10 protein-coding genes are annotated in these 11,656 nt (G+C 72.5%); 2 read left to right on the forward strand and 8 right to left on the reverse strand.

The genetic code is table 11. The annotated features are described in order from the left end of the window. Positions 1-165 precede the first annotated feature (165 nt). Positions 166-1,569 carry a DNA repair protein RadA gene (gene radA, locus GSY69_RS12515; protein WP_160954176.1) on the forward strand — a complete coding sequence of 468 codons (1,404 nt, stop codon included), beginning with the start codon at positions 166-168 and terminating at the stop codon, positions 1,567-1,569. Between the two features lie 90 nt (positions 1,570-1,659). Here radA and GSY69_RS12520 read toward each other — a convergent pair whose 3' ends face one another. After that, a complete protein-coding gene (locus GSY69_RS12520) occupies positions 1,660-2,379 on the reverse strand; it encodes a hypothetical protein (RefSeq protein ID WP_160954177.1) in 720 nt (239 codons plus the stop codon). Between the two features lie 38 nt (positions 2,380-2,417). On the opposite strand from GSY69_RS12520, the gene GSY69_RS12525 reads away from it, so the two are divergent. After that, positions 2,418-3,527, forward strand: coding sequence for an A/G-specific adenine glycosylase (locus GSY69_RS12525; RefSeq protein ID WP_160954178.1), 1,110 nt, complete (start codon positions 2,418-2,420; stop codon positions 3,525-3,527). A gap of 143 nt (positions 3,528-3,670) precedes the next feature. Here the strand turns inward: GSY69_RS12525 and GSY69_RS12530 are convergent, their stop codons facing one another. From GSY69_RS12530 to GSY69_RS12560, 7 genes are all read right to left on the reverse strand, one after another. After that, the gene (locus GSY69_RS12530) at positions 3,671-4,297 is read right to left on the reverse strand and encodes an amino-acid N-acetyltransferase (RefSeq protein ID WP_160954179.1); all 627 of its coding nucleotides are present in this window, start codon (positions 4,295-4,297) and stop codon (positions 3,671-3,673) included. 139 nt (positions 4,298-4,436) lie between these two features. Beyond that, the gene (locus GSY69_RS12535; RefSeq protein ID WP_160954180.1) at positions 4,437-7,070 is read right to left on the reverse strand and encodes an ATP-dependent Clp protease ATP-binding subunit; all 2,634 of its coding nucleotides are present in this window, start codon (positions 7,068-7,070) and stop codon (positions 4,437-4,439) included. A 160-nt stretch (positions 7,071-7,230) separates the two neighbouring features. Then, the gene (locus GSY69_RS12540; RefSeq protein WP_160954181.1) at positions 7,231-7,569 is read right to left on the reverse strand and encodes a histone-like nucleoid-structuring protein Lsr2; all 339 of its coding nucleotides are present in this window, start codon (positions 7,567-7,569) and stop codon (positions 7,231-7,233) included. Then, positions 7,538-7,783 carry a hypothetical protein gene (locus tag GSY69_RS12545; protein WP_160954182.1) on the reverse strand — a complete coding sequence of 82 codons (246 nt, stop codon included), beginning with the start codon at positions 7,781-7,783 and terminating at the stop codon, positions 7,538-7,540. The genes GSY69_RS12540 and GSY69_RS12545 overlap by 32 nt, the downstream gene beginning before the upstream one ends. A gap of 46 nt (positions 7,784-7,829) precedes the next feature. Next, complete coding sequence (gene lysS, locus GSY69_RS12550; RefSeq protein WP_160954183.1) at positions 7,830-9,356, reverse strand: lysine--tRNA ligase; 1,527 nt, start codon at positions 9,354-9,356, stop codon at positions 7,830-7,832. Between the two features lie 123 nt (positions 9,357-9,479). Then, entirely contained in the window at positions 9,480-10,370 is an 891-nt protein-coding gene (locus GSY69_RS12555; RefSeq protein ID WP_160954184.1) for a Rossmann-like and DUF2520 domain-containing protein, read from the reverse strand. Between the two features lie 207 nt (positions 10,371-10,577). Beyond that, positions 10,578-11,656: PH domain-containing protein (locus tag GSY69_RS12560; protein WP_160954185.1), on the reverse strand; the 1,079-nt coding region annotated here is incomplete at its 5' end.

Here is an 11,656-nt window from a genome sequence, read left to right on the forward strand (position 1 = left end):
GCCCGGCCGCCGACGCCTCGGCGACGGCGCGCTGAGCCCGGCGGACCCGTGGGCGGGCCTCCGCGGCCGCCCACGGGAGCGCACATCCACTGAGCCCGCCACGGGCGCGGACACGGCCGGTGCAGGCGCGCCGGCCGTGTCCGTGCCCTATGAGACTCTTGACCCATGGCCTACACGTGCACCGCCTGCGGATACTCGAGCCCCAAATGGCTGGGCAAGTGCCCCCAGTGCGGCGAGTGGGGCACGCTCGAGGAGGGCTCCGGTGGGGCCACGGCCATCAAGACGAAGGCGGCCAAGCCCACCGCCGGGCGCCGCGCGAAGGCCATCACCGGCATCGACCCCGGCACGGCCGTCGCCCGGCCCACCGGCATCGGCGAGCTCGACCGGGTGCTCGGCGGCGGCCTCGTCCCCGGCGCCGTCGTGCTGCTGGCCGGCGAGCCCGGCGTCGGCAAGTCAACGCTGCTGCTCGACGTCGCGGCCCGCACCGCCCGAGGCGGCTCCACCGTCCTCTATGTGACGGGCGAGGAATCGGCGGGCCAGGTGCGCCTGCGCGCCCAGCGGATCGGGGCCCTCGAGGACCGCCTGCTGCTAGCCGCGGAGACGGACCTGGGCACGGTGCTCGGCCTCATCGAGGCCGAAGACCCGGACTTCCTCATCGTCGACTCCGTCCAGACCCTCTCCTCGACGCAGGTGGACGGGGTGCCCGGCGGCGTCACCCAGGTGCGCGAGGTCGCGGCCGCGCTCATCCGCGCGGCCAAGGACCGCGCGCTGCCCACGGTGCTCGTCGGCCACATCACGAAGGACGGCAGCGTCGCCGGACCCCGCCTGCTCGAGCACCTCGTGGACGTCGTGTGCTCGTTCGAGGGCGAGCGCCACTCGCGGCTGCGCCTGCTGCGCGCGGTGAAGAACCGGTTCGGCCCCACGGACGAGGTGGGCTGCTTCGACATGAACGAGGACGGCATCACGGGGCTCTCCGATCCCTCCGGACTGTTCCTCTCCCGGTCGAACTCGAAGGCGGCGGGCACGTGCCTGTCCGTGGCCCAAGAGGGCAGGCGGCCCATGGTCATCGAGGTGCAGTCGCTCGTCGACCAGGCGGGGGCCGGTGCGCCGCGGCGCACGGTCAGCGGCGTCGACGCCAGCCGCGTGTCCATGATCATCGCCGTCCTGTCCAAGCACACGGGCCTGGGCAAGCACGATGTGTTCGTGGCCACGGTGGGCGGGGTGAAGGTGGGCGAGCCCGCCAGCGACCTCGCCGTGTGCCTCGCCCTGGCCTCCGCCGCGGCGGACACCCCGCTCTACTCGCGCCTCGTGGCGATCGGGGAGATCAGCCTGTCCGGGGAGATCCGCCAGGTGCCGGGGGTTGGCCAGCGGCTGGCGGAGGCGGCGCGGCTGGGCGTGACGAACGCGGTCGTGGCGCGCGGGGCGCTGGAGAACGTGACGGTTCCCCCGGGCATGCGCGTGCGCGAATGCGACACGGTCCACGATGCGATTGCCGCGGTGCTGCCCGCCGGCGCCGAGCCGGAGGGCGGTGCGCCGGCCGCGGCGCCCGCCGGCTCCGGAGCCGCCTAGCGCACTGGCCACGGAGCCGCGTGGCCCGGCGGTGCCGGAGCGGCGCGGCGCGGCGGTATCGGAGGCGCCTGGCGCGGTGGGGCCGCGGGCTCAGTCCTTCTTCGTCGTGGCGCTCGCCGTGGGCTTCGCGTCGCCCTCGACGGTGAAGTCCGCGGCCTGGCTCTTGACCTTCCCGAGCTGCGTGATGAGCTGGTAGGTGCCGGGCTCGAGCGCATCGGCGGTCTTCTTGCACGTGTCGTCGGCGGGCACCATGTCCCAGGCGACGGTCGCCTTCTTCTCCGAGCCGGCCGCGAAGTTCTTCACGTCCTTCGCTCCCCCGGCGGCGCAGTACTGGCTCGCCCACACCGTCTTGCCATCGCGCTGGACGATGTAGTTCTGGGCGGCGGAGCCCACCTCGATCGAGCAGTCCTTGTCGTTGCCGTTCTTGACCGTCAGCTGCAGCTTGGCGCTGTCGCCCGCCTGGTAGGCCTTCTTGTCCGTCTTGGCGGTCACGGAGATCGAGTCGGCGGGGCAGCTGCCGCTCGCCTCGGCGTCCGTGGGGCCCGCCGCACTTTGGGTGGTTGCGGCGGCCGGGGCCGGTTCGTCGCCCCCGCCGGACTGGGCGGCCGGCTGCGCCCGGCCCCCGCTGAGCGCCTGCGCGAGCAGCACGATCCCGATGATGAAGAGGACGATGACGACCACCGCCAGCCCCAGGACCGTCAGGCGGCGCCTGCGGTAGACTTCCGCGGGCAGTCGGCGGTGCGCGGATAGGCCCCGCTGCCCGCCGGAATGGGGGGCTGCAGGCCTGCGATCGTACGTGGAAGGAGACATCGGTCCGAGCTTAGAGCGCGCAGCCGATACTTCACCCGATGACACACCGGACCGATGCCACCTCCCAGACTTCAGCCCGCGCGCAGCGTGCGCCGAGCCCGCCCGCGGCGGACCCGCGCACCCTGGCCGAGGTCCAGCGCGCGATCATCGCCTGGTTCGCGGACGCGGCCCGTGATCTGCCGTGGCGGCGGCCCGGCACGACGCCCTGGGGCGTGCTCGTCTCCGAGGTGATGTCCCAGCAGACCCCCATGTCCCGCGTGGCGCCCCGGTGGAGTGCGTGGATGGCCGCGTGGCCCGCGCCGGCCGATCTTGCCGCCGCCTCCCCCGCCGAGGTGCTGCTGGCCTGGGACTCCCTGGGCTATCCCCGCCGCGCGCTGCGGCTGCAGGAGTGCGCCCGCACCGTCGCGCGGGACTGGGGCGGCGAGCTGCCGCGCGACGAGGCCGCCCTCCTGGCCCTGCCGGGCGTGGGCGCGTACACCGCGGCCGCGGTCGCCTCGTTCGCCTACGGCCGGCGCACCGCGGTGCTCGACGTGAATGTGCGCCGGGTGCTCGGCCGCGTCTTCGCCGGCCGCGCGCACCCGTCCGCCGCGCTGTCGAAGGCCGAGGCGCGCTGGGCCGGAGCACTCGTGCCCGAGCGCGCCCACGTCGAGTTCAATGCCGGCGCCATGGAGCTCGGCGCCCTCGTGTGCACCTCCCGCTCCCCCGCGTGCGAGCGGTGCCCCGTTGCCGTGCACTGCGCGTGGCTGGCCGCAGGGCGGCCCGCGGACCCGGCCGCCCAGCAGAAGAGGGCGCAGGCCTGGGAGGGCACCGACCGCCAGCTGCGCGGGGCGATCATGCGCGTGCTGCGCGAGGCCCACGCAAGCGAAGCCGGCAGCGGTGCAGCCGGCACCGGTGCAGCGGGGAGCGCGCCTGCCGGCAGCAGCGACGCGCCGGGCGGTGCGAGCACCGGGGTGCCCGAGGCGCTGCTCACCGCTCCCACGGCCCAGTTGGATGCCGAGGCGCTCGACGGCCTCCCGAACCCGGTGCGCGCGGCCGTGCTGCGCGTGCGCGAGCTGGGCGACGGCGAGCGCGTGCAGCGCCTGGCCGGCGATCTCGTCTCCGATGGGCTCGCCGTGCGCGGCACGGCCGGGGAGCTGTGCCTGCCCTGACGCGGGGCAGCCGCCTCGGCACGGCACCGCCCTGCGCAGGCCCGCCGCGCACCCCGGCCGGGGTGTGCGCGCGGCCCGGCCCGCGCCTCGGGCACGGGGCGGTGAGGGCCCGTACCGCGGGCACGGCCGCGCGGGGCCGGTGTCTAGAGGTGCTTGAGCATCCGGGTGTTGCCCAGGGTGTTGGGCTTGACGCGGGCGAGGTCGAGGAACTCCGCGGTGCCCTCGTCGTGGGAGCGCAGGAGCTCGACGTAGACGTCCGGGGAGACGGGGGTGCCGGAGATCTCCGCGAACCCCAGTGAGCCGAAGAAGCGGGTCTCGAACGTCAGGCAGAACAGGCGCGTGACGCCGATCGCCCGGGCATCGGCGATGAGCTGCTCGATGAGCGCGCGGCCGATCCCGCGGCGCCGGTAGGTGGGGTCGGTGGCGACGGTGCGGGCCTCGGCGAGGTCGTCCCACAGCACGTGGAGGGCCGCGCAGCCCACGACCCGCTCGGAGCCATCGGGCAGCACGTCGACGACGAGCTGGTACTCCTGCAGGAACTCGTAGTAGTTGACCTGCTCCTTGGGCGTGAGGATGCGCTGCCGGATGAGGGGCTCGACGAGCGCGCGGATCTGCGCGACGTCCGCGGTGCGCGCCCGCCGCATGTGCAGGCCACTCGGGAGGCTGCGCAGGGAGAAGTGGGCGGCCGAGGCAGTCGAGCTGGCGTCCACGGGGCCACCGGGCGCTGCGGCGGCGGGAGCGCTGGCGGGCGTGGCATCGGGGGCTGACATGGGCACATACTCTCACGCACCCGTCGCTGCGGCAGGGGTGTCTGCGCCCGGGCACGCACAGGGGGCGGCGGACCCGTGTGGGTCCGCCGCCCCCTGCGGCTGTTCGGCTCGCGCGCCGGGGCCGGCCCGGCGCCCGGCCTCAGTCCTCCGTGTCGGCCGGGGCGCCGGCCTCGGCCGCGCCGAGTTCGGCCGCGCCGGCCGAGCCGGGGCCGGAGCCGCCGGACTCGGAGGCGGCCTGGTTGGCCAGCCCCGCCTCGGGGATCGCGCCCGAGGAGTCCTCGGACTCCTCGCTCGCGGCCCCCACCGTCACCGGGATCCGCTCGTCGTCCACGCCCTTGAACGTGAACACCGCGTCCTGCCCGGAGCCCTCGACGTCGACGTAGACCGTCTGGCCGGAGTGCAGCTCGTTGAACAGGATCCGCTCGGAGAGCTGGTCCTCGATGTCGTGCTGGATGGTCCGGCGCAGCGGGCGGGCGCCCAGCACCGGATCGTAGCCGCGGTCGGCCAGCGCGTCCTTGGCCCCCTGGGTCAGCTCGATGCGCATCGCCTGATCGGCCATCCGCTCGTCGAGCCGCTTGACGAAGAGGTCGACGATCTTGATGATCTCCGGCTTCGCCAGCTGCGGGAAGACGATCGTGTCGTCCACGCGGTTGAGGAACTCGGGGCGGAAGTGCTGCTTGAGCTCCTCGTTGACCCGCTGCTTCATGCGCTCGTAGCTGGTCTCCGAATCGCCCTCGACCTGGAAGCCCATGGGCGTGCCGCGGTTGATGTCGCGGGTGCCCAGGTTCGTGGTCATGATGATGATGGTGTTCTTGAAGTCCACCTCACGGCCCTGCGAATCGGTCAGGCGACCGTCCTCGAGGATCTGCAGCAGCGAGTTGAAGATGTCCGCGTGGGCCTTCTCCACCTCGTCGAAGAGCACGACGGAGAACGGCTTGCGGCGCACCTTCTCCGTGAGCTGGCCGCCCTCCTCGTAGCCCACGTAGCCGGGGGGCGAGCCGAAGAGGCGGGAGACGGTGTGCTTCTCCGAGTACTCGCTCATGTCGAGGGAGATGAGCGCGTCCTCGTCGCCGAACAGGAACTCCGCGAGCGCCTTCGCGAGCTCCGTCTTGCCCACGCCCGTGGGCCCGGCGAAGATGAACGAGCCCGACGGCCGCTTGGGGTCCTTGAGGCCGGCGCGCGTGCGGCGGATCGCCCGGGAGATCTGCTTGACCGCATCCTCCTGGCCGATGATCCGCTTGTGCAGCTCGTCCTCCATCCGCAGCAGGCGCGAGGACTCCTCCTCGGTGAGCTTGAAGATCGGGATGCCCGTCGAGGACGCGAGCACATCGGCGATGAGCTCCTCGTCGACGATCGCGGCACCGGACTTGGTGCCGGTGCGCCAGGCCTTCTCCGCCTCCTCCTTCTGCTCCGTCAGCGTCATCTCCGCCTTGCGCTCCTCGGCGGCGAGCTCGAAGTCCTGCTTGTCGATCGCGGCCTCCTTGCGGTGGCGCGCGTCGAGGATCTTCTCCTCGTACTCCTTGATCTCCGGCGGAGCGGACAGCCGCGAGATGCGCAGCTTCGCGCCCGCCTCGTCGATGAGGTCGATCGCCTTGTCCGGCAGGAACCGGTCGTTGATGTAGCGGTCGGAGAGGTTGACGGCGGCGGCGACCGCGGCGTCCGTGATCGTCACCTTGTGGTGCGATTCGTACTGGTCGCGCAGCCCCTTGAGGATCTCGATGGCATCCGCCGCGGACGGCTCCGGGACCTGGATGGGCTGGAAGCGGCGCTCCAGCGCGGCGTCCTTCTCGATGTTCTTGCGGTACTCATCGAGCGTCGTGGCGCCGATCGTCTGCAGCTCGCCGCGGGCCAGCATGGGCTTGAGGATCGAGGCCGCGTCGATCGCGCCCTCGGCAGCGCCGGCGCCCACGAGCGTGTGGATCTCGTCGATGAAGAGGATGATGTCCCCGCGCGTGCGGATCTCCTTGAGCACCTTCTTCAGGCGCTCCTCGAAGTCGCCGCGGTAGCGCGAGCCCGCGACCAGCGAGCCCAGGTCGAGCGTGTAGAGCTGCTTGTCCTTGAGCGTCTCCGGGACCTCGTTGGCGACGATCTTGCGCGCCAGGCCCTCGACGACGGCGGTCTTGCCGACGCCGGGCTCGCCGATGAGAACCGGGTTGTTCTTCGTCCGGCGCGAGAGCACCTGCATGACGCGCTCCATCTGGAGCTCGCGGCCGACGACGGGGTCGAGGTCGCCCTCGCGCGCCGCCGCGGTGAGGTTGCGGCCGAACTGGTCGAGGACGAGCGAGCCCGACGGCGTGCCCTCCTCGCGGGCGCCGGTCGAGGCCGGCTCCTTGCCCTGGTAGCCGGAGATCAGCTTGATGACCTCCTGGCGGACCCGGGAGAGGTCCGCGCCGAGCTTGACGAGGACCTGGGCGGCGACGCCCTCGCCCTCGCGGATGAGGCCGAGCAGGATGTGCTCGGTGCCGATGTAGGTGTGGCCCAGCTGCAGCGCCTCGCGCAGGCTGAGCTCGAGGACCTTCTTGGCCCTCGGGGTGAACGGGATGTGGCCACTGGGGGCCTGCTGGCCCTGGCCGATGATCTCGGTGACCTGCTCGCGCACCTGCTCGAGGGAGATTCCCATTCCCTCCAGAGCCTTGGCCGCGATGCCCTCGCCCTCGTGGATGAGGCCGAGCAGGATGTGCTCGGTGCCGATGTAGTTGTGCTTGAGGAGCTTGGCCTCCTCCTGCGCCAGTACGACGACGCGTCGGGCACGATCCGTGAACCGCTCGAACATTTGCCCTCCTGATGGCTGAAGATTTCTAGCACCATAACCAGGCGGATGGGCGTTTTATTGCAGTTTCGCCATCAGCCGAAAGCGTTCGGCTGATGGCGAAAACACGGTGCGGAGGAGCCCCCGGCCACCCCGTCCTGCGGGGCGGCCCGAGGTGCGGGAATCAGTTCTGGTGAGCTGCCCGGTAGGCCTCGACGATGGGGTAGGAGATGCGCCCGCGGTCGGACACGTCGTAGCCGTTGGCCTTGGCCCACGTGCGGATCTTCGCGGTGACCTTCGAGGAGTTCGCGCCCCCGCCCGCCGAGCGGCGCACGGTGCGCCCGCCGCCGGCCACGCGGCGGGCCTTGGCCGTGTAGGGGGCCAGGGCGGCGCGCAGCTTCTCCGCGTTCTTGCTGGAGAGCTCGATCTCGTAGGCGGTCTGGTCGAGCGCGAAGCTCACCGTCTCCGCCGCGTCCGTGCCGTCGATGTCGTCAGTCAGGACGACCTTCGTCTCTCGTGCCATGGGTTCCTCCAGGGGTCTCGGTGCTGGCCTGCTCGACGGCCGCGGGCGGTGCCGCATCCCCGGCGCGAGCATGCGGCTCGCGCTCATCGAGCTGTGCGTAATAGCGGTCCATTTCCCTGCGCTCCGTGGAATCGGCCCGCAGTATTGCGCGCAGCACATACCAGAAGAGAAGGCCCACGACGAGCGACGGGAGCAGGACTTTGACGTATTCCACTGCCTTACCCTAACGCATTGACAATAAGTGCGGATTGAGGAGATTGTCAGTCTTCAATGGGCTTCACGAGCGGGAAGAGAATCGTTTCCCGCACGCCCAGTCCCGTGATTGCCATGAGCAGCCGGTCAATGCCCATGCCCATTCCCCCGCTGGGCGGCATTCCGAATTCCATCGCCGTGAGGAAGTCCTCGTCCAGGCGCATGGCCTCGTCGTCCCCGGAGGCCGCGTCGCGGGCCTGCGCGGCGAAGCGCTCGCGCTGGATGACGGGGTCCACGAGCTCGGAGTAGCCGGTGCCCAGCTCGAAGCCGCGCACGTAGAGGTCCCACTTCTCCACGACGCCGGGGCGGTCCCGGTGCTCGCGGGTGAGCGGGGAGGTGTCGAGGGGGAAGTCGGTGACGAACGTGGGCGCCCACAGCTCCTCGCTGTGGAAGTGCTCCCACAGCTCCTCCACGTACTTGCCGTGGGAGCGGAAGACCCCGCCCAGGTCCGCGCCGTGGCGCTCGGCGATCTCCTCGAGCTCCTCCACCGTGGTCTCCGGGGTGACGCGCACCCCGGATTTCTCGGACAGCGAATCGTACATGCTCATGACGGCCCATTCGCCGCCGAAATCGTATTCCGTGCCGTCGGCCAGTGTGACGAGTGTGGATCCGGTGGCCTCGCGCGCCGCATTCTGGATGAGCTCTTTTGTGAGCGCGCCGATTGAGCGGTAATCGCCGTATGCCTGATACGCCTCGACCATGGCGAATTCCGGGGAGTGGGTGGAATCGGCGCCCTCATTGCGGAAATTACGGTTGATCTCGTAGACGTTTTCCAAACCGCCCACGACGGCCCGCTTGAGGTAGAGCTCCGGGGCGATGCGGAGGAAGACCTCCATGTCGAACGCATTGATGTGCGTGGAGAACGGGCGGGCCGCGGCCCCGGAAGGGATGGTCTGGAGCATGGGCGTCTCGAGCTCCATGAAGCCCGCTCGCGCGAAGGTCGCGCGCAGGGAGGCCATGACCGCCGCGCGCACGCGCACGGTCTCGCGCGCCTCGGGCCGGGTGATGAGGTCGACGTAGCGCTGGCGCACGCGGGTCTCCTCGTTGAGCTCGGTGTGCAGCGCGGGCAGCGGGCGCAGGGCCTTGGCGGCGAAGGCCCACTCATCGGCCATGACGGACAGCTCGCCGCGCTTGGACATGATGACGCGCCCGTGGAGGAACACGTGGTCGCCCAGGTCGACGTCGGCCTTCCAGGCGTCCAGGCGCTCCTGGCCCACCTCGGCCAGGGAGAGCATGCCCTGGATCCGCGTGCCCTCACCGGCCTGGAGCGTGACGAAGCACAGCTTGCCGGTGTTGCGCTGGAAGACGACGCGGCCCGCGATGCCCACGACATCGTCCGTCTCCTCGCCTGCCTCCAGGTCCGGGTGGTCGGCGCGGACCTGGGCGATCGTGTGCGTGCGCGCCACCGCGACCGGGTACGCCTCGGTGCCGGCGGCGAGCAGGCGGGCGCGCTTGTCCTTGCGGATGCGCAGCTGCTCGGGGTCGAGGTGGTCGTCTTCGGGCGCGGCGGGGCCGGGGGCGGCGTTCTCGGGCATGGCCTCAGACTACCGCCAGCGACCCCGCCGCCCGGAATCACGCCGGGGCGGGCGCGCACACCGGCACCGAGGCCTCGCACCGGCACCGAGGCGCGGGCGGCCCGCCGCGGCGGCGGGTGGGGCTCACTCGAGCGCGTCGACGATGCGCGCGGCGGTGGCCGCGTCGATCGTCCCGTTGGCCAGGGCACGGCCGGCCGTGGCGCGGGCCAGCGCCGCGTAGGCCGTGCGAATCTCCGGGGTGCCAGCGCTGAGCGCGTACTCGTCGAGGGCGGCGAGGTGGGCGCGCACCGTCTCCACGTCCCCGCGGCTGACCGGGCCCGTGAGCGCGGCCGGGCCGGACTGGAGGGTGTTGGCGACGCTGGCCTCGACGAGGGCGCGCAGCACGCGGGCGGGGTCTTCGATGCCCACGGAGGCCAGGAGCTCGAGGGCCTGGGAGAGCACGACGACGGTGTGGTTGGCCGCGTGGGCGATGGCCGCGTGGTAGAGCGCGCGGTCGGCCTCGGCCACGAGGACGGGCTCGGCGCCGATCTCGACGACCAGGGCCTGCCCGATCGGCAGGACGGCCTTCGCCCCGGTCACGGCGATCGTCGCCTGGCGCAGGCGCGGCAGGTCCATGCTCGTGCCGGTGAAGGACAGCGAGGGGTGCAGCGCGAGCACGATGGCACCGGCCGCGGCCGCCGGCGCCAGCACCTCGGTGCCGAAGCGGCCAGCGCAGTGGAGGACGATCTGGCCGGGCTTGAACCGCCCCAGCCGGGCGAGTCCCGCGACGAGCTCGGCGAGGACATCGTCCTTGACGGTGAAGAGGACGAGCTCGGCGCGCTCGACCACGGTCTCGATGTCGAGGACCGGGACGCCGGGCAGCATCGCCTCGGCGCGGTCGAGGCTCGCCTCCGAGGTGGCGGTGGTGCCGACGATCGCATGGCCCGCAGCGCGCAGCGCGCTGCCGAGCACGGCGCCCACCCGGCCGGTGCCGATGATGCCGATGCCCAGCCGGGTCTCATCCTCGTGGTTCATGGCCCGTCCTCCCTGTTCCTGGCTGTGTTCCTGCCTGTCCTGTGCCCCTCGGCCGCCTGTGCCCCGCCGACTGCACCTGCCCGTCGGCCGCCCCGTGCATCGTCGACCGCCCAGCGCACCTCGGCTGCCCCGCGCACCTCGGCCGCCCCGCGCACCTCGACTGGCCCGCATCCGCGGCGGCCCACTGCCTCGCGCGGGCGCGGCGGCTCATCCGGCGTCCATGGCCGCGCGCGCCCGCCGGGTGATGTCCGCGAGTTCGAAGAGCAGCTCCCTGGCCTCGGCCTCCCCCAGGTGCGGCAGCACGGGGGCGACCGGCCCCGCCGTCGAGTGCAGGCCGAGCGAGGACAGGCCGAGCGCGCGCTGCAGCGGGCCGGTGCGCTGGCCCAGCGACTGCACGCGGGCGTGGGGGACGCACACGATCCGCCGGCCCAGGGCGCCGCGGCGGATGACCGTCATCGTCTGGGTGACGAGCCGCGCACTGGCGCGGAAGGTCAGCGGGTCGAGCCACCGCGAGCGCCGCGGCTGATGGGAGAAGAGCGGGGCGGCGGGGGTGACCGGCGCGCCGCCGGCACCGGAGAGCATCGCCTGGCGCAGGACGTCGCCCCCGGCCACGGGGCTGCCGTTCGCCGCGTGCAGGCGCTGGGTGCCGGGATCCGGCAGCACGAGGCCCAGCAGCGTGAGCGCCTGGTTGAGCGTGCCCACGGGCAGCAGCACGCTGCTCCCGGACTCGCCGTCCTCGCCGGCGGTCGCGATGTTGAAGTCGATGCACCACCAGCCGGCGGGCCGCCAGAGCAGGCCCTGGCGCAGCCGGACGGTCTGGATCCGGTCGAGCGGGATGACGCGCCGGGTGGTCGACAGGAGGCCGCGGGTGATGACGAGCCCGTCGGGGCTCAGCGCCACGGAGAAGTTCGCCAGGCCCAGCGCCCCCTTGGTGTAGCCGAACAGGGCCGCGCAGACGGGGAACGCCCCGGCGAACAGGATGCCCACCCCGGCGCCGGGGCCCTCGAGGGCGAAGACGACGGTGCTCGCGATGAGCGCGCCGACGAGCGCGAGGACCAGGATGACCATGCCGACGGAGAGCGCGCGCGCCAGCAGCACCCGGTGCAGCGGCACGCGGACGATCCTGCCCTGGGCGTCGATGCTCGGATCGACGGTGTACGGCGCCACGGCATCGCCCAGGGTGGCCGCCGCATCGTCGAGGACGGAGTGGGCCGTGCCGCGCAGCGCCGCGAGCACGCGCAGGCCGCGCGGGGCGCCGTCATCACCGGGGACCTCTCCGGCGAGCA

The organism is Brevibacterium rongguiense, assembly GCF_009857845.1.
In the GTDB taxonomy this organism is placed as follows: Bacteria; Actinomycetota; Actinomycetes; order Actinomycetales; family Brevibacteriaceae; genus Brevibacterium; species Brevibacterium rongguiense.